General features: G+C 52.9%; 18 protein-coding genes. 15 read left to right on the top strand and 3 right to left on the bottom strand.

Annotation, left to right across the window (positions count from 1 at the left end):
• The first annotated feature begins 47 nt into the window (after nt 1-47).
• On the top strand, nt 48-407 hold the full coding sequence (locus OGV94_RS22055) for a DUF2500 domain-containing protein (protein ID WP_075145527.1): 360 nt from the start codon (nt 48-50) through the stop codon (nt 405-407).
• 100 nt (nt 408-507) lie between these two features.
• Here OGV94_RS22055 and OGV94_RS22050 read toward each other — a convergent pair whose 3' ends face one another.
• A complete protein-coding gene (locus OGV94_RS22050; protein WP_043018615.1) occupies nt 508-783 on the bottom strand; it encodes a DUF1145 family protein in 276 nt (91 codons plus the stop codon).
• Nucleotides 773-1369, bottom strand: a complete 597-nt coding sequence (rsmD, locus tag OGV94_RS22045) for a 16S rRNA (guanine(966)-N(2))-methyltransferase (RefSeq protein ID WP_043018614.1) — start codon at nt 1367-1369, stop codon at nt 773-775. Before rsmD ends, OGV94_RS22050 begins: the two co-directional genes overlap by 11 nt.
• Nucleotides 1370-1715: 346 nt before the next feature.
• Between rsmD and ftsY the strand changes: the two genes are divergently transcribed.
• From ftsY to livJ, 5 genes are all read left to right on the top strand, one after another.
• Entirely contained in the window at nt 1716-3230 is a 1515-nt protein-coding gene (gene ftsY, locus OGV94_RS22040; RefSeq protein WP_181230994.1) for a signal recognition particle-docking protein FtsY, read from the top strand.
• A gap of 2 nt (nt 3231-3232) precedes the next feature.
• Nucleotides 3233-3901 (top strand): cell division ATP-binding protein FtsE, encoded by a 669-nt coding sequence (ftsE, locus tag OGV94_RS22035; RefSeq protein WP_003023420.1) that lies wholly within the window; start codon nt 3233-3235, stop codon nt 3899-3901.
• Entirely contained in the window at nt 3894-4952 is a 1059-nt protein-coding gene (gene ftsX / locus OGV94_RS22030) for a permease-like cell division protein FtsX (protein WP_016154839.1), read from the top strand. The genes ftsE and ftsX overlap by 8 nt, the downstream gene beginning before the upstream one ends.
• Before the next feature lie 270 nt (nt 4953-5222).
• Nucleotides 5223-6077, top strand: a complete 855-nt coding sequence (gene rpoH / locus OGV94_RS22025) for an RNA polymerase sigma factor RpoH (protein ID WP_286524401.1) — start codon at nt 5223-5225, stop codon at nt 6075-6077.
• Between the two features lie 270 nt (nt 6078-6347).
• Nucleotides 6348-7451 carry a branched chain amino acid ABC transporter substrate-binding protein LivJ gene (gene livJ, locus OGV94_RS22020; RefSeq protein WP_140389828.1) on the top strand — a complete coding sequence of 368 codons (1104 nt, stop codon included), beginning with the start codon at nt 6348-6350 and terminating at the stop codon, nt 7449-7451.
• A 104-nt stretch (nt 7452-7555) separates the two neighbouring features.
• On the opposite strand, the gene panM is transcribed toward livJ, so the two are convergent.
• Entirely contained in the window at nt 7556-7939 is a 384-nt protein-coding gene (gene panM / locus OGV94_RS22015) for an aspartate 1-decarboxylase autocleavage activator PanM (RefSeq protein WP_080626357.1), read from the bottom strand.
• Nucleotides 7940-8361: 422 nt separating this feature from the next.
• Between panM and livK the strand changes: the two genes are divergently transcribed.
• The 9 genes from livK (at nt 8362) to ugpE (ending at nt 17008) form a co-directional block, all read left to right on the top strand.
• Nucleotides 8362-9471, top strand: a complete 1110-nt coding sequence (gene livK / locus OGV94_RS22010; RefSeq protein WP_043018611.1) for a high-affinity branched-chain amino acid ABC transporter substrate-binding protein LivK — start codon at nt 8362-8364, stop codon at nt 9469-9471.
• A 61-nt stretch (nt 9472-9532) separates the two neighbouring features.
• Nucleotides 9533-10459: a high-affinity branched-chain amino acid ABC transporter permease LivH gene (livH, locus tag OGV94_RS22005; RefSeq protein WP_047408085.1), complete on the top strand. Its 927-nt coding sequence runs from the start codon at nt 9533-9535 to the stop codon at nt 10457-10459.
• Complete coding sequence (livM, locus tag OGV94_RS22000; protein ID WP_043018609.1) at nt 10456-11733, top strand: branched chain amino acid ABC transporter permease LivM; 1278 nt, start codon at nt 10456-10458, stop codon at nt 11731-11733. The genes livH and livM overlap by 4 nt, the downstream gene beginning before the upstream one ends.
• Entirely contained in the window at nt 11730-12497 is a 768-nt protein-coding gene (gene livG, locus OGV94_RS21995) for a high-affinity branched-chain amino acid ABC transporter ATP-binding protein LivG (protein WP_003827578.1), read from the top strand. The genes livM and livG overlap by 4 nt, the downstream gene beginning before the upstream one ends.
• A 17-nt stretch (nt 12498-12514) precedes the next feature.
• The gene (gene livF, locus OGV94_RS21990) at nt 12515-13228 is read left to right on the top strand and encodes a high-affinity branched-chain amino acid ABC transporter ATP-binding protein LivF (RefSeq protein WP_087050797.1); all 714 of its coding nucleotides are present in this window, start codon (nt 12515-12517) and stop codon (nt 13226-13228) included.
• 101 nt (nt 13229-13329) lie between these two features.
• Entirely contained in the window at nt 13330-13611 is a 282-nt protein-coding gene (locus OGV94_RS21985; protein WP_080626001.1) for a hypothetical protein, read from the top strand.
• 248 nt (nt 13612-13859) lie between these two features.
• The gene (gene ugpB / locus OGV94_RS21980) at nt 13860-15176 is read left to right on the top strand and encodes a sn-glycerol-3-phosphate ABC transporter substrate-binding protein UgpB (RefSeq protein WP_043018605.1); all 1317 of its coding nucleotides are present in this window, start codon (nt 13860-13862) and stop codon (nt 15174-15176) included.
• A 102-nt stretch (nt 15177-15278) separates the two neighbouring features.
• Complete coding sequence (gene ugpA / locus OGV94_RS21975; protein ID WP_043018604.1) at nt 15279-16166, top strand: sn-glycerol-3-phosphate ABC transporter permease UgpA; 888 nt, start codon at nt 15279-15281, stop codon at nt 16164-16166.
• Nucleotides 16163-17008 (top strand): sn-glycerol-3-phosphate ABC transporter permease UgpE, encoded by an 846-nt coding sequence (ugpE, locus tag OGV94_RS21970; protein WP_003023450.1) that lies wholly within the window; start codon nt 16163-16165, stop codon nt 17006-17008. Before ugpA ends, ugpE begins: the two co-directional genes overlap by 4 nt.

Raw genomic sequence — 17008 nt, 5'->3', positions numbered from 1 at the left:
AACAGGCAATGTATGCTTATTTCCGCATTTTCTGATGGGTTAATAACATGAGCAAACCACCACTTTTTTTCATTATTATCATTATCTTAATCGTTGTCGCCGCGTCGTTTCGTTTTGTCCAGCAGCGGCGTGAAAAAGCCGATAATGATGCGGCGCCGCTGGTGCAAAAGCAGGTGGTGGTGAGTAACAAACGGGAAAAACCGCTTAACGATCGGCGATCCCGTCAGCAGGAAGTGAGCCCGGCAGGAACCAGCATGCGCTATGAAGCCAGCTTTAAGCCACAAAGCGGCGGCCTCGAGCAAACCTTTCGTTTGGACGCCCGCCAGTACCATGCGTTAACGGTTGGGGATAAAGGCACGCTGAGTTACAAAGGTTCGCGTTTTATTGATTTTACGGCTGAACGCTAAGATTTCATCTGACTGATGCCGGATGGCTGCTTACGCCTTATCCGGCCTACAAATTTTGTCGCCCCGGCTCGCAACGCGCCGCCGGGCGAAAAGAGCGCAGTTACTTCTTCAACTGATCTTTAATCTTCTTCTGCCACACCAGCAGTTCAAAAACGCCGAACAGAAAAATACGGATTTTCTCTCCACCGGTCATCTGCGGGCCATCTTTGGGCATGGTGCTTTTTAGCAGCGCCAACTGCATGCCATGCATTAGCACCATAAATATCAGCGCGACGTTAACGAAGATGTTAAGAGGGCGTGGAAAGGGTTGAAAAATATTCAGTAGTAAAAATGCCCAGACGCACAGCATCAGCAGGCGTCCCAGGTTAATCAGCATCGTGTTCTCCTCGTGCTTCACGTTGGTACAGGCGATAGGCGACCTGTCCGGCGACTTTTTCACGGTATAGCGACCAGTTTACCGGAACCGGCGGCAAACCGTTTTCTACTTCGCTTTCAACGTAAATATACGCTTCATTTGCCAGCCAGCCATGAGTTTCCAGAAGAGTTAATGTTTCTTCCAGTAATCCTTTGCGGAACGGCGGGTCAACAAATACCACGTTATGCGGCGTACCCGTCTGGGCCAAAAATGTCAGCGTATTGGTATTGACGACGCGGGCATGGGGGGCTTTCAGCGTGGCGAGATTCTTTTGTAGCTGCTGAGATACCGCGCGATCCATCTCCAGAAGCGTCGCATTTGCCGCATAGCGAGAGAGAGCTTCCAGACCCAGCGCGCCGCTGCCGGCGAAGCAGTCCAGGCAGTGGGCATCGACCATTACCGGGGCCAGCCAGTTAAACAACGTTTCGCGTACACGGTCAGTGGTCGGACGCAGACCAGGGCTGTCCGGAACCGGGAGTTTACGGCCACGCCATTGCCCGCCAATAATGCGAATCTGGCCGCTACCAGAGTGATTCGGTTTTTTCATTTCTATTATTGCTCAATCCGCCTATAGCATGTCATTCCAGGCGGTGATGTGAGTTAAGTTAACCCTTCGCCTTTCAAGTTACCTCTTCGTTGGCTGCACTTACTCACCCGAATCACTTACTAAAAGTAAGCTCATCGGGATGAATCAGGGACATCCTTGTCCCTGACCGAAGGTGACCTTCGGTTGTTCAAATTCGTTCCTGACGAATTTGTCGTGCGCTTGCCGCCTTGACGTAACTCGAAATTCATTGGGTATAAGTGATAGACTATTTCATCATTTTTTTAGCTGCTATGTACATAGCGTTGACGCTGTGCCATGAAGCAACAGCGGGGGAGTGTAGTCGCAAATGGCGAAAGAGAAAAAACGTGGCTTTTTTTCCTGGCTGGGCTTTGGTCAAAAAGAGCAGGCACCGGAAAACGAGACAGAAGTAAAAAACGAAGAACAACAACCGGTTGCTGAAGAAACTACCGTCGTTGGCGAACCGCCGCGCGCCGAGGAAACCCGTAGCGAAGCACAAACGCAAGCCTTTGCAGCTGAAGTCGTTGAAGTGACTGAACAGGTTGCGGAAATCGAAAAACTGCAGCCGGAAGAAGAACCTGTCGCCGAACAACCACAGCCGAAAATTGAGCCGGTTGCTGAAACCGTTGTGGAAACGCCAGCAGCGGTGGTCATCGAACGCGAAGAATTGCCGCTGCCGGAAGAGGTTAAAACCGAAGATGTTTCTGCCGAAGAGTGGCAGGCCGAAGCGGAAACCGTGGAAATCGTTGAGGCGGCTGAAGAAGAAGCTGAAAACGAACCGCAACTGACCGATGAAGAGCTGGAAGCACAGGCGCTGGCCGCTGAGGCTGCTGAAGAAGCCGTCATGGTTGTGCCGGTAGAAGAACCTGCCGTTGAAGAACCGGTAAAAGAAGAGGCAGTCCAGGAGCAGGAAAAACCAACTAAAGAAGGTTTCTTTGCGCGCCTGAAACGCAGCCTGCTGAAAACAAAAGAAAACCTCGGTTCCGGATTTATCAGTCTGTTCCGTGGTAAAAAGATCGACGATGATCTGTTTGAAGAGCTGGAAGAGCAGTTGCTCATCGCCGACGTGGGCGTAGAAACGACCCGCAAGATCATTGCGAATCTGACGGAAGGCGCCAGTCGCAAGCAGCTTAAAGACGCGGAAGCGCTGTACGGTTTGCTGAAAGACGAGATGGGCGAGATTCTGGCGAAGGTTGACGAACCGCTGAATGTTGATGGCAAAACACCCTTTGTTATCTTAATGGTTGGCGTCAACGGCGTGGGCAAAACCACCACTATCGGTAAGCTGGCGCGTCAGTTTGAGCAACAGGGTAAATCGGTCATGCTGGCGGCGGGCGATACTTTCCGTGCGGCGGCGGTAGAACAGCTGCAGGTCTGGGGTCAGCGTAACAATATCCCGGTGATTGCTCAGCATACCGGTGCCGATTCTGCGTCCGTTATCTTTGATGCCATCCAGGCGGCGAAGGCGCGTAACGTAGACGTGCTGATCGCTGATACCGCAGGGCGTTTGCAGAATAAATCGCACCTGATGGAAGAATTGAAAAAAATCGTTCGCGTCATGAAGAAGCTGGACGAAGATGCGCCGCATGAAGTTATGCTGACTATCGACGCCAGCACCGGGCAGAATGCGATAAGCCAGGCCAAACTGTTCCATGAAGCGGTGGGCTTAACCGGTATCACCCTGACCAAGCTGGACGGTACGGCGAAGGGCGGGGTCATCTTCTCGGTTGCCGATCAGTTTGGCATCCCTATCCGCTATATCGGTGTGGGCGAACGTATCGAGGATTTACGTCCGTTTAAAGCGGACGATTTTATAGAGGCACTTTTTGCCCGAGAGGATTAACAATGATTCGCTTTGAACATGTCAGCAAGGCCTATCTCGGTGGGAGACAAGCGCTGCAGGGAGTGACCTTCCATATGCAGCCTGGCGAGATGGCGTTTCTGACCGGCCACTCCGGCGCGGGGAAAAGTACCCTGCTGAAGCTGATTTGTGGAATTGAACGGCCCAGCGCCGGGAAAATCTACTTCAGCGGGCATGACATCAGCCGTTTGAAAAACCGTGAAGTGCCGTTTCTGCGTCGTCAGATTGGCATGATTTTTCAGGATCACCACCTGTTGATGGACCGAACCGTGTTTGACAACGTGGCAATCCCGCTGATCATCGCGGGCGCCAGCGGGGACGATATTCGTCGTCGCGTGTCAGCGGCGCTGGATAAAGTCGGGCTACTGGACAAAGCGAAAAACTTCCCGATTCAGCTCTCCGGCGGTGAACAACAGCGCGTGGGCATCGCTCGTGCGGTGGTGAACAAACCTGCGGTACTGCTGGCGGACGAACCAACGGGGAACCTGGATGACGCGCTGTCAGAAGGAATCCTTCGCCTGTTCGAAGAGTTTAACCGCGTCGGGGTCACGGTATTAATGGCCACGCACGATATTGGCCTGATTTCCCGTCGCTCCTATCGCCAAATGGTTCTGAGCGATGGACATCTGCATGGAGGCCTGGCGCATGAATAGACGTGACGCTATTAATCAAATCAAGCAGTTCGGTGGCCGACTGGATCGCTTTCGTAAATCGGGCGGTGCGCCGGGTGACGGCGGTCGCAACGCGCCAAAGCGGGCGAAAGCTGCGCCAAAGCCGAACTCGCGTAAAACCAATGTCTTTAACGAGCAGGTACGTTATGCGTTCCAGGGCGCGTTGCAGGACCTGAAAAGCAAGCCGCTGGCGACGTTTCTGACGGTGATGGTTATTGCCATCTCCCTGACGCTGCCAAGCGTGTGCTACATGGTTTATAAGAACGTAGACCATGCGGCAAGCCAGTATTATCCGTCCCCGCAGATCACCGTTTACCTGCAAAAAACGCTGGATGATGATGCGGCGGCGCGGGTGGTGGGTCAGTTGCAGGCCGAGCAGGGCGTTGAGAAAGTGAATTATCTTTCCCGTGACGACGCGCTGGGTGAATTCCGTAACTGGTCTGGTTTTGGCGGCGCGCTGGATATGCTGGAAGAGAACCCGCTGCCGGCCGTGGCGGTGGTTATCCCTAAACTGGACTTCCAGGGGACGGAGTCGCTGAACACGCTGCGTGACCGCATCGCACAAATCAACGGTATTGATGAAGTGCGGATGGATGACAGCTGGTTCGCTCGCCTGGCGGCGCTGACGGGCCTTGTTGGACGCGTTTCCGCGATGATTGGCGTGCTGATGGTGGCGGCGGTCTTCCTCGTCATTGGTAACAGCGTGCGTCTGAGTATTTTTGCGCGTCGCGATACCATTAACGTGCAGAAACTGATTGGCGCGACGGATGGATTTATCCTGCGTCCGTTCCTTTATGGTGGTGCACTGCTCGGTTTTTCCGGCGCATTTCTTTCACTGATTTTGTCAGAAATTTTGGTGATGCGTCTGTCGTCAGCGGTAACTGAAGTGGCGCAGGTTTTTGGAACCAAGTTTGATATCAACGGCTTATCATTCGACGAATGCCTGTTATTGCTGCTGGTGTGCTCGATGATTGGCTGGGTGGCAGCCTGGCTTGCCACGGTTCAACATTTACGCCACTTTACCCCCGATTAAAAAATCTCTGGTATAATCTTTCCCTGCACTGAGTAGTTCGCTCTGCAGGGAAAGAGTCCCTGTTGTCTCTTCCCAGCGTATTCATTGTGATGTCACATTTTGTGCGTAATCTATACACATTACGACATGGAACTTGTGGATAAAATCACTGTCTGATAAAAGATTGAATGATATTCTCGTTGCTCATAAGCTCTGGCATGGTTGTTGCTACTGGTTTTTGTTAATTAGTTTTTAGCCAATGCGCCAGATGAAAAGATTGAGAGGATTTGAATGACCAAAGAAATGCAAAATTTAGCTTTAGCCCCTGTTGGTAACCTGGAATCTTACATCCGGGCTGCGAACGCGTGGCCGATGTTGTCGGCTGACGAGGAGCGGGCACTGGCTGAAAAGCTGCATTACCAGGGCGATCTGGAAGCAGCTAAAACGCTGATCCTGTCTCACCTGCGCTTTGTTGTTCATGTTGCTCGTAATTATGCGGGCTATGGCCTGCCGCAGGCGGATCTGATTCAGGAAGGTAATATCGGCCTGATGAAAGCCGTGCGCCGTTTCAACCCGGAAGTGGGTGTGCGCCTGGTTTCTTTCGCCGTGCACTGGATCAAAGCTGAGATCCACGAATACGTCCTGCGTAACTGGCGTATCGTTAAAGTCGCGACCACCAAAGCGCAGCGTAAACTGTTCTTTAACCTGCGTAAAACCAAGCAGCGTCTGGGCTGGTTTAATCAGGATGAAGTCGAAATGGTTGCTCGCGAACTGGGTGTTTCCAGCAAAGACGTGCGCGAAATGGAATCCCGTATGGCGGCGCAGGACATGACGTTTGACATGTCTTCAGACGATGAGTCTGGCAGCCAGCCGATGGCTCCGGTGCTGTATCTGCAGGATAAATCTTCTAACTTTGCCGACGGCATTGAAGAAGATAACTGGGAAGATCAGGCCGCGAACAAACTGACCCACGCAATGGAAGGCCTGGACGAGCGTAGCCAGGACATCATTCGTGCCCGTTGGCTGGACGAAGACAACAAATCGACGTTACAGGAGCTGGCCGATCGCTACGGCGTTTCCGCTGAACGTGTTCGTCAGCTTGAAAAGAACGCCATGAAAAAACTGCGTGCGGCGATCGAAGCGTAATCTTCCAGCCGACCTGGAAATGCTGATAAACCCTGGATGAAAATCCGGGGTTTTTTGTTTTTATTACTCCCTCTCCCTCCTGACGTTTATGCTTTTTGTCATCAAGTTGTTATCTGCATGTCAAATTTAGCTATTCCAAAATAATAAAAATCGGGTATGTTTTAGCAGAGTATGCTGCTAAAGCACGGGTGGCTATCCAATAATCGAAATAAAGTGCTGAACAACAACATCACAACACACGTAATAACCACAATAATGGGGATTGTCAGGATGAATATGAAGGGTAAAGCGTTATTGGCAGGATGTATCGCCCTGTCTTTGAGCAATATGGCGTTTGCTAAGGATATTAAAGTGGCCGTCGTCGGCGCGATGTCCGGTCCGGTAGCGCAGTATGGCGATCAGGAATTTACTGGCGCAGAGCAGGCGATTGCAGATATCAACGCCAAGGGCGGCGTGAAAGGCGACAAACTGGTCATGGTGAAATATGACGATGCCTGTGACCCGAAACAAGCGGTAGCGGTTGCTAACAAAGTGGTCAACGACGGGATTAAATACGTTATTGGTCACCTGTGCTCTTCTTCCACTCAGCCTGCATCAGACATCTATGAAGACGAAGGTATTCTGATGATCACCCCAGCGGCAACGGCGCCAGAACTGACCGCGCGCGGCTATAATCTGGTGTTGCGTACCACCGGTCTCGATTCCGATCAGGGCCCAACTGCGGCGAAATATATCGTCGATAAAGTGAAACCGAAGCGCATTGCCATCGTTCACGACAAACAGCAGTACGGCGAAGGCCTGGCGCGCTCCGTGCAGGACAACCTCAAGAAAGCCAACGCTGATGTGGTGTTCTTCGACGGTATCACCGCCGGCGAAAAAGATTTCTCTACGCTGGTGGCGCGTCTGAAGAAAGAAAATATTGATTTCGTTTACTACGGTGGTTACCACCCGGAAATGGGGCAGATTCTGCGTCAGGCGCGCGCTGCTGGCCTGAAAACCCAGTTTATGGGACCGGAAGGGGTAGCGAACGTATCGCTGTCTAACATCGCGGGTGAGTCTGCGGAAGGTTTACTGGTGACGAAACCGAAGAACTACGATCAGGTTCCCGCGAACAAACCCATCGTAGATGCTATTAAAGCCAAGAAACAGGATCCGAGCGGCGCATTCGTCTGGACCACCTACGCCGCGCTGCAATCCTTACAGGCCGGCCTGAACCAGTCTGACGATCCGGCTGAAATTGCCAAATACCTGAAAGCAAACTCAGTGGAAACCGTAATGGGGCCGCTGTCATGGGATGCGAAGGGCGATCTGAAAGGCTTCGAGTTCGGCGTGTTTGACTGGCACGCAAACGGGACGGCGACAGACGCCAAGTAATTGAGTGCCGGGTGGCGGCTTCGCCTTACCCGGCCTACATACTTACCAGGTCTACAACGAGCACTTCGTAGGCCGGATAAGCGTCAGCGCCATCCGGCTTTCTTTTAGCGCTTCTCCCAGCCATCCGCCTGGGCCGTAAACCCTAACGCCTGCATAAACGCGGCCATCACGCTACGGTCTTCAACGCCGACGTCGGCCATCCACCATGAACTCACGTCAGGGTTTTCCCGGATCACTTCTTCGATCAAATACTGCCCGACGCCGCGACGGCGGGTGATATCGCGCACGCGCAATGAATCCAGCGCGCCTTGTGTGCCGCTCAGGGTTACGCGAACTGCGCCTAACAGACGCTCGTTAAAGCGCGCGGCGTAAATCCGGTGCGTTTCATCTACGCTTAACGATGAGGCGGAATATTCCGGCCAGATTTTACCCAGATCAATCTGGTCCTGGTCGCTAAAGTTATCTAAACGAACGATGGTCAGCTTCATTAACAGCATGTCCAAATCACAAAAGATGGAATCAGTGTACCGAAATAATTCGCCCGGATGCTTTCTCTTTTTTACATGATTCACCAGGTTAATAGTTTTGTAACAACGGTAATGACAGATTGAAACAGTAGAGATTGAAAAACAGGCAGGATAATCCCCTGGAATGCAGCATTTTATTCCGCTCTTTGTGCCATTATTTTATGCTGACAAACGCGCTTTTTTTTGTTTATCTATAGTGAAAAGCAGAATATTATCTTTTCTTAATCGACTGAAAAATAGAGCTTTTAGCCGTAATTTGCTTAAAAAACTGTGCTAAGCCATTAATGAGACTGGTAAAAATAGCACAGCGCAAAAAAAGCACAGTCTGCTTTTTAACCACATAAATACAAAATATTAATTACGTCACGAATGGGGATTCAGAAATGAAACGGAATGCGAAAACAATCATCGCAGGGGTGATAGCACTGGCAATGTCGCATGCGGTCATGGCGGAAGATATCAAGGTCGCTGTTGTTGGCGCGATGTCAGGTCCGGTCGCGCAGTGGGGTGATATGGAATTTAATGGCGCACGTCAGGCCATAAAAGATATCAATGCCAAAGGTGGAGTCAAAGGCGACAAACTGGTCGCTGTGGAATATGACGACGCTTGCGATCCAAAACAAGCCGTTGCGGTAGCGAACAAAATCGTCAATGACGGCATTCAGTACGTTATTGGTCATCTGTGCTCATCTTCTACGCAGCCTGCATCAGATATCTATGAAGATGAAGGCATTCTGATGATTTCTCCTGGCGCAACCAATCCAGAACTGACCCAGCGCGGTTATGCACACATTATGCGTACAGCGGGCCTGGACTCCTCTCAGGGGCCGACCGCCGCGAAATACATCCTGGAGAAAGTGAAGCCGCAGCGCATCGCCATCATTCACGATAAACAGCAATACGGTGAAGGCCTGGCGCGTTCAGTTCAGGACAGCCTGAAAGCGGGCAAAGGCAACATCGTCTTCTTCGATGGGATCACCGCCGGGGAAAAAGATTTTTCTGCGCTGATCGCCCGCCTGAAAAAAGAAAATATCGACTTTGTTTATTACGGCGGCTACTACCCGGAAATGGGGCAAATGCTGCGCCAGGCGCGTTCTGTCGGGCTGAAAACCCAGTTTATGGGACCAGAGGGCGTCGGCAATGCGTCGCTGTCTAACATCGCCGGTGATGCCGCTGAAGGCATGCTGGTGACCATGCCAAAACGCTATGACCAGGATCCGGCGAATAAAGCTATCGTCGATGCGCTCAAAGCTGACAAGAAAGATCCAACTGGTCCGTACGTGTGGATCACTTATGCAGCCGTCCAGTCATTGGCAACTGCAATGGATCGCAGCGGTAGCAAAGAGCCGTTGGACCTGGTGAAAGATCTGAAAGCACACGGGGCTGATACCGTGATTGGGCCGCTGAAATGGGACGAAAAAGGCGATTTGAAGGGATTTGAGTTTGGTGTCTTCCAGTGGCACGCGGACGGATCATCGACCGTCGCGAAGTAATCGCTGAAGACGAGTTATCCCACCGCCCGTACAAAACGGGCGGGTTAAGAAAGGTTACCTTATGTCCGAGCAGTTCCTCTATTTCTTGCAGCAGATGTTTAACGGCGTCACGCTGGGAAGCACCTACGCGCTGATCGCTATCGGTTACACGATGGTGTACGGCATTATCGGCATGATCAACTTCGCCCACGGCGAGGTGTATATGATCGGCAGCTATGTTTCTTTTATGATCATCGCTGCGCTAATGATGATGGGTATTGATTCCAGTTGGCTACTGGTCGCGGCGGGTTTCGTCGGCGCGATTGTGATTGCCAGCGCCTACGGTTGGAGTATTGAACGCGTGGCGTATCGGCCCGTGCGCAGCTCCAAGCGCCTGATTGCGCTGATTTCCGCCATCGGGATGTCTATCTTCCTGCAAAACTACGTCAGCCTCACCGAAGGTTCGCGTGATGTGGCGCTGCCCAGCCTGTTCAACGGCCAGTGGACTATCGGCAGTAGCGAAAACTTCTCTGCGTCTATCACCACCATGCAGTTGGTTATCTGGATCGTAACCTTCCTGGCGATGCTGGCACTGACGATTTTCATCCGCTATTCGCGTATGGGTCGCGCCTGTCGTGCCTGCGCGGAAGATCTGAAGATGGCCAGCCTGCTCGGTATTAACACCGATCGCGTGATTGCGCTGACCTTTGTGATTGGCGCGGCAATGGCGGCGGTAGCAGGCGTGCTGCTCGGTCAGTTCTACGGGGTAATTAACCCGTACATCGGCTTTATGGCCGGGATGAAGGCCTTTACCGCGGCGGTACTGGGCGGCATCGGCAGCATTCCTGGGGCGATGATCGGCGGCCTGATTCTGGGCGTTGCCGAGGCGCTCTCCTCTGCTTACCTGAGTACCGAATACAAAGACGTGGTGTCGTTCGCGCTGCTGATTCTGGTGCTGCTGGTGATGCCGACCGGTATTCTGGGTCGCCCGGAGGTAGAGAAAGTATGAAACCGATGCATTTTGCAATGGCGCTGCTTTCCGCCGCTATGTTCTTCATTCTGGCGGGCGTCTTTATGGGCGTTCAACTGGAACTTGACGGCACCAAACTGGTGGTGGATACCGCTGCGGATATCCGCTGGCAGTGGGTATTTATCGGCACTGGCGTGGTCTTTCTCTTTCAACTGTTGCGTCCTGCTTTCCAGAAGGGGCTGAAGAGCGTCTCCGGACCGAAGTTTATTCTGCCGGCGATTGATGGCTCCACCGTTAAACAGAAGCTGTTCCTGGTGGCGCTGCTGGTGATTGCCGTGGCGTGGCCGTTTATGGTGTCGCGCGGAACGGTGGATATCGCCACGCTGACGATGATTTATATCATCCTCGGCCTCGGCTTAAACGTGGTAGTGGGGCTTTCCGGCCTGCTGGTGCTGGGCTACGGCGGCTTCTATGCCATCGGCGCTTACACCTTCGCACTGCTGAACCATTATTACGGACTCGGCTTCTGGACCTGTCTGCCGCTGGCAGGGCTGGTTTCCGCTGCTGCGGGCTTCCTGCTCGGCTTCCCGGTACTGCGCCTGCGCGGTGATTATCTGGCTATTGTGACGTTAGGCTTCGGCGAAATCGTCCGTATCCTGCTGCTCAACAACACCGAAGTGACCGGTGGCCCAAATGGTATCAGCCAGATCCCGAAACCCACCTTTTTCGGTCTGGAGTTCAGCCGTACCGCCCGTGAAGGCGGCTGGGATACTTTCAGCAACTTCTTTAATGTGAAGTACGATCCGTCTGACCGCGTCATTTTCCTCTATCTGGTGGCGCTGCTGCTGGTGGTCTTCTCGCTGTTTGTCATCAACCGTCTACTGCGTATGCCGTTGGGCCGTGCGTGGGAAGCGCTGCGTGAAGATGAAATTGCCTGTCGCTCGCTGGGCTTAAACCCTACGCGCATCAAGCTGACCGCCTTTACCATCAGCGCTGCGTTCGCGGGTTTTGCCGGTACGCTGTTTGCTGCGCGCCAGGGTTTTGTCAGCCCGGAATCGTTCACCTTTGCCGAGTCGGCCTTTGTGCTGGCGATTGTGGTACTGGGCGGAATGGGCTCACAGTTTGCGGTGATCCTCGCGGCTATCCTGCTGGTGGTGTCACGTGAGCTAATGCGTGATTTCAACGAATACAGCATGTTAATGCTGGGTGGTTTAATGGTACTGATGATGATCTGGCGTCCGCAGGGCTTGTTGCCGATGACCCGTCCGCAGTTGAAGCTGAAAAACGGGGAAGCGAAAGGAGAGCAGGCATGAGTCAGCCATTATTATCCGTTAACGGCCTGATGATGCGCTTCGGCGGTCTGCTGGCGGTAAACAACGTTGAGCTGGAACTGCGTCCGCAGGAAATCGTCTCGTTAATCGGGCCAAACGGCGCGGGGAAAACCACGGTCTTTAACTGTCTGACCGGTTTTTATAAACCGACAGGCGGCACGATTAAGCTGCGCGACCAGCATCTGGAAGGGCTGCCGGGCCAGCAAATTGCGCGTATGGGCGTGGTGCGTACTTTCCAGCACGTGCGTCTGTTTCGCGAAATGACGGTGATTGAAAACCTGCTGGTGGCGCAACATCAGCAGCTGAAAACCGGTGTCTTCTCCGGTCTGTTGAAAACTCCGTCGTTCCGTCGCGCGCAGAGTGAAGCGTTGGATCGCGCCGCCACCTGGCTTGCGCGTATTGGTTTGCTGGAGCATGCCAACCGGCAGGCCAGTAACCTGGCCTACGGCGATCAGCGCCGTCTGGAGATTGCCCGCTGCATGGTGACCCAGCCGGAAATCCTGATGCTCGACGAACCCGCCGCAGGCCTCAATCCGAAAGAGACCAAAGAATTGGACGAGCTGATTGCTGAACTGCGTAACCATCACAACACTACCATTTTGTTGATTGAGCACGATATGAAGCTGGTGATGGGGATTTCCGACCGTATTTACGTGGTGAACCAGGGCACGCCGCTGGCGAACGGGACGCCGGAACAGATTCGTAATAACCCGGATGTTATCCGCGCCTATTTAGGAGAAGCATAATGGGGGCGAGGCATAATATGGATAACGTGATGTTATCGTTCGACAAAGTCAGCGCCCACTACGGCAAGATACAGGCGCTGCACGATGTCAGCTTGTATATCAACCAGGGTGAAATCGTTACCCTGATTGGCGCCAACGGCGCGGGAAAAACCACGCTGCTCGGTACGTTATGCGGCGATCCGCGTGCGACCAGCGGGCGAATTGTCTTTGATGGTAAAGACATTACCGACTGGCAGACGGCGAAAATCATGCGCGAAGCGGTCGCGATTGTTCCGGAAGGGCGTCGCGTGTTTTCCCGCATGACGGTCGAAGAGAACCTGGCGATGGGCGGCTTCTTTGCCGAAAAGGACCAGTTTCAGGAACGCATCAAATGGGTGTATGACCTGTTTCCTCGCCTGCATGAGCGTCGAATTCAGCGTGCGGGAACGATGTCCGGCGGTGAACAACAGATGCTGGCGATAGGTCGTGCGCTGATGAGCCAGCCGAGGCTGCTACTGCTTGATGAACCGTCGCTGGGTCTGGCACCGATTATCATCCAGCAGATTTTTAACACCATCGAGCAGTTGCGCGAGCAGGGGATGACCATCTTCCTCGTTGAACAGAACGCTAACCAGGCACTGAAGCTCGCCGATCGCGGCTACGTGCTGGAAAACGGTCATGTGGTGCTGGAAGACACCGGTGATGCGTTACTGGCTAACGAAGCGGTGCGCAGCGCGTATCTGGGCGGTTAACCATTCTCTGAATAGACAAGGGGCCCGCTGTGGCCCCTTTTTATTGCTCTATGTTATTATTGAGAATAGTTATCAATAATAAAAATGAACATGGAGAAAGGATGATTCGTTCAGGTACCTGCATGATGATTGGTAGTTTGTTTTTGACGCTTTCATTAAATACCCTGGCCTCAGCGCCGCCAGCGTTCGACCCGCGCGACCCATCAATCTGGGAAGAGAAACCGGACAACCCGTTAGCGCAGTCCAACTCGCCCTGCGAAGTCTTCACCAGCTCAGTATGTCCGGGCTGGGAAGATGAGAAATCGGATATCCAGCGCGAACGCGAGCGGCGTGAACAGCAGCGTTTACAGAATGAATATGAACGACGCGGGCGTAAAGATTAATGTTCCTTGCTGGCAGTAACAGATAACATCATCCTGGTCGGGTAAGACATAGCGCTATCCGGCTTTGTTGTGCACCACCCCGCATTTTCCTGTCACTACGCTTTCACCGCCTTGCCATCTGTTTGTCGCCTTACTATCTTTTTTTTGTAATAAAAAAGTTATTTTTCTGTCATTCGAGCATGTCATGTTACCCCCGCGAGCATAAAACGCGTGATATCGCGCATCCGGCACAACAAGAGAGATAACCGATGATATCGTTACGACATACAGCTTTAGGACTGGCACTTAGCCTGGCATTTGCAGGTCAGGCACTGGCGGTCACCACTATCCCGTTCTGGCACTCAATGGAAGGCGAACTGGGTAAAGAAGTTGACTCACTGGCGCAACGTTTTAATGCCGCCAATCCCGACTACAAAATTGTTCCGCAGTACAAAGGCAACTACGAGCAAAGCCTGAGCGCAGGTATTGCCGCCTTCCGTACCGGAAACGCGCCTGCGCTGTTGCAGGTTTATGAAGTGGGTACGGCAACAATGATGGCCTCGAAAGCCATTAAACCGGTCTATGAAGTCTTCAAAGAGGCCGGCATTAACTTCGATGAGTCTCAGTTCGTACCGACCGTTTCCGGTTACTACACCGACTCTAAAAGTGGGCACTTGCTCTCCCAGCCGTTTAACAGCTCCACTCCGGTGCTGTACTACAACAAAGATGCCTTCAAAAAAGCCGGTTTAGACCCGGAGCAGCCGCCGAAAACCTGGCAGGATCTGGCGGAATACACCGCGAAGCTGAAAGCCGCAGGAATGAAGTGCGGTTACGCCAGCGGCTGGCAGGGATGGATTCAGATTGAAAACTTCAGCGCCTGGAACGGTCTGCCGGTAGCAACCAAAAACAACGGTTTTGACGGTACTGACGCGGTGCTGGAGTTCAATAAACCGGAACAGGTGAAACATATCGCCCTGCTGGAAGAGCTGAACAAAAAAGGGGATTTCAGCTACTTTGGGCGTAAAGATGAGTCCACCGAGAAGTTCTATAACGGGGATTGTGCCATTACCACCGCCTCTTCTGGTTCTCTGGCTGACATCCGTCACTACGCTAAATTCAACTATGGCGTCGGAATGATGCCGTACGATGCCGACGTGAAGGGCGCACCGCAGAATGCGATTATCGGTGGGGCCAGCCTGTGGGTTATGCAGGGTAAAGACAAAGCAACTTACGAAGGCGTGGCGCAGTTCCTCAACTTCCTGGCGAAGCCTGAAATTGCTGCCGAATGGCACCAGAAGACCGGCTATCTGCCCATCACCACTGCTGCCTACGACCTGACCCGCGAGCAGGGCTTCTATGATAAGAACCCAGGGGCTGATATCGCCACTCGCCAGATGCTGAACAAGCCGCCGTTGCCGTTCACCAAAGGGCTGCGTCTGGGCAACATGCCGCAGATCCGCACTATCGTGGATGAAGAGCTGGAAAGCGTCTGGACCGGGAAGAAAACCCCGCAGCAGGCGTTGGATACCGCCGTTGAACGTGGCAATCAGTTACTGCGTCGTTTTGAGCAATCGACCAAGTCTTAAGTGTATAAGTGCCTGATGGCGCTGCGCTTATCAGGCCTACAGCGTTTGTAGGCCGGATAAGGTGCCTGCACCGCCATCCGGCACCTTCCAGGAAAAGTCTACATGTCTTCATCCCGTCCGGTATTCCGCTCGCGTTGGCTTCCCTATTTGCTGGTGGCTCCGCAGCTGGTTATCACCGTTATTTTCTTTATCTGGCCCGCCGGTGAAGCGCTGTGGTATTCGTTGCAATCCGTTGATCCGTTTGGTCTTTCCAGCCAGTTTGTCGGACTGGAGAACTTTGTCGCGCTGTTTCATGACCCGTACTACCTTGATTCGTTCTGGACCACCATTAAGTTCAGTACGTTCGTCACGGTAAGCGGTCTGCTGGTGTCGTTGTTTTTTGCGGCGCTGGTGAATTACGTGGTGCGTGGCAGTCGTTTTTACCAGACGCTGATGCTGTTGCCTTATGCCGTCGCGCCCGCCGTCGCCGCCGTATTGTGGATCTTCCTGTTTAACCCAGGACGCGGACTGATTACCCATTTTCTCGGTGAGTTTGGCTATGACTGGAACCATGCGCAAAACAGCGGTCAGGCGATGTTCCTGGTGGTGTTTGCGTCGGTCTGGAAGCAGATTAGTTACAACTTCCTGTTCTTCTTTGCCGCACTGCAGTCTATTCCGCGGTCGCTGATTGAGGCCGCCGCGATTGATGGCGCAGGGCCGGTTCGCCGCTTCTTTAAGCTGGCGTTGCCGCTGATAGCCCCGGTCAGCTTCTTTCTGCTGGTGGTGAATCTGGTTTATGCCTTCTTTGATACTTTCCCGGTGATCGATGCCGCCACGGCGGGTGGCCCGGTACAGGCGACCACTACGTTGATTTATAAGATCTATCGCGAAGGGTTTGTTGGGCTGGATCTCTCCGCTTCGGCCGCGCAATCGGTGGTGCTGATGTTCCTGGTCATTATTTTGACGGTGGTGCAGTTCCGCTATGTGGAAAGTAAGGTGCGTTACCAATGATTGAGAACCGTCGTGGGCTAACAATATTCAGCCATGCCATGTTGATTATGGGGATCATGGTGATCCTGTTTCCGCTGTACGTTGCGTTTGTCGCGGCGACGCTGGACAACAAAGCGGTGTTTGAAACGCCGATGACGCTGGTGCCCGGCACACAGCTACTGGAAAACATGAAATACATCTGGGTCAACGGCGTGGGCGTCAATAGCGCGCCGTTCTGGCTGATGATGCTCAACAGTTTCATTATGGCGTTCAGTATTACGGTAGGCAAAATCACCGTTTCTATGCTCTCCGCATTCGCCATCGTCTGGTTCCGTTTTCCGCTGCGCAACCTGTTCTTCTGGATGATTTTTATCACCCTGATGCTGCCGGTTGAGGTGCGTATTTTCCCGACGGTGGAGGTTATTGCCAACCTGAAAATGCTCGACAGCTATGCGGGTCTGACGCTGCCGTTGATGGCATCGGCTACTGCAACCTTCTTGTTTCGGCAGTTCTTTATGACCCTGCCGGATGAACTGGTTGAGGCGGCGCGTATTGACGGTGCGTCACCGATGCGTTTTTTCCGCGATATCGTACTACCGCTGTCAAAAACCAACCTGGCGGCGCTGTTCGTTATCACCTTTATCTACGGCTGGAACCAGTATCTGTGGCCGTTGTTAATTATTACCGACGTCAATTTGGGCACTGCGGTGGCGGGTATCAAAGGCATGATTGCCACCGGTGAAGGTACCACCCAATGGAATCAGGTAATGGCAGCCATGCTGCTAACGCTTATCCCTCCGGTAATCATCGTGTTAGCCATGCAGCGCGCGTTTGTACGTGGTTTAGTGGACAGTGAGAAATAA

The organism is Citrobacter sp. Ce006 (assembly GCF_030336535.1).
GTDB lineage: Bacteria > Pseudomonadota > Gammaproteobacteria > Enterobacterales > Enterobacteriaceae > Citrobacter > Citrobacter europaeus.
Note: the sequence above shows the minus strand (reverse complement) of the source record. Positions and strands in the feature narration are given on the sequence as shown.

What these genes read in the sequence shown, in the direction of transcription:
- OGV94_RS22055 (WP_075145527.1), top strand. Translation starts at nt 48, where the DNA reads ATGAGCAAACCACCACTTTTTTTCATTATTATCATTATCTTAATCGTT.
- OGV94_RS22050 (WP_043018615.1), bottom strand. Translation starts at nt 783, where the DNA reads ATGCTGATTAACCTGGGACGCCTGCTGATGCTGTGCGTCTGGGCATTT.
- rsmD (WP_043018614.1), bottom strand. Translation starts at nt 1,369, where the DNA reads ATGAAAAAACCGAATCACTCTGGTAGCGGCCAGATTCGCATTATTGGC.
- ftsY (WP_181230994.1), top strand. Translation starts at nt 1,716, where the DNA reads ATGGCGAAAGAGAAAAAACGTGGCTTTTTTTCCTGGCTGGGCTTTGGT.
- ftsE (WP_003023420.1), top strand. Translation starts at nt 3,233, where the DNA reads ATGATTCGCTTTGAACATGTCAGCAAGGCCTATCTCGGTGGGAGACAA.
- ftsX (WP_016154839.1), top strand. Translation starts at nt 3,894, where the DNA reads ATGAATAGACGTGACGCTATTAATCAAATCAAGCAGTTCGGTGGCCGA.
- rpoH (WP_286524401.1), top strand. Translation starts at nt 5,223, where the DNA reads ATGACCAAAGAAATGCAAAATTTAGCTTTAGCCCCTGTTGGTAACCTG.
- livJ (WP_140389828.1), top strand. Translation starts at nt 6,348, where the DNA reads ATGAATATGAAGGGTAAAGCGTTATTGGCAGGATGTATCGCCCTGTCT.
- panM (WP_080626357.1), bottom strand. Translation starts at nt 7,939, where the DNA reads ATGAAGCTGACCATCGTTCGTTTAGATAACTTTAGCGACCAGGACCAG.
- livK (WP_043018611.1), top strand. Translation starts at nt 8,362, where the DNA reads ATGAAACGGAATGCGAAAACAATCATCGCAGGGGTGATAGCACTGGCA.
- livH (WP_047408085.1), top strand. Translation starts at nt 9,533, where the DNA reads ATGTCCGAGCAGTTCCTCTATTTCTTGCAGCAGATGTTTAACGGCGTC.
- livM (WP_043018609.1), top strand. Translation starts at nt 10,456, where the DNA reads ATGAAACCGATGCATTTTGCAATGGCGCTGCTTTCCGCCGCTATGTTC.
- livG (WP_003827578.1), top strand. Translation starts at nt 11,730, where the DNA reads ATGAGTCAGCCATTATTATCCGTTAACGGCCTGATGATGCGCTTCGGC.
- livF (WP_087050797.1), top strand. Translation starts at nt 12,515, where the DNA reads ATGGATAACGTGATGTTATCGTTCGACAAAGTCAGCGCCCACTACGGC.
- OGV94_RS21985 (WP_080626001.1), top strand. Translation starts at nt 13,330, where the DNA reads ATGATTCGTTCAGGTACCTGCATGATGATTGGTAGTTTGTTTTTGACG.
- ugpB (WP_043018605.1), top strand. Translation starts at nt 13,860, where the DNA reads ATGATATCGTTACGACATACAGCTTTAGGACTGGCACTTAGCCTGGCA.
- ugpA (WP_043018604.1), top strand. Translation starts at nt 15,279, where the DNA reads ATGTCTTCATCCCGTCCGGTATTCCGCTCGCGTTGGCTTCCCTATTTG.
- ugpE (WP_003023450.1), top strand. Translation starts at nt 16,163, where the DNA reads ATGATTGAGAACCGTCGTGGGCTAACAATATTCAGCCATGCCATGTTG.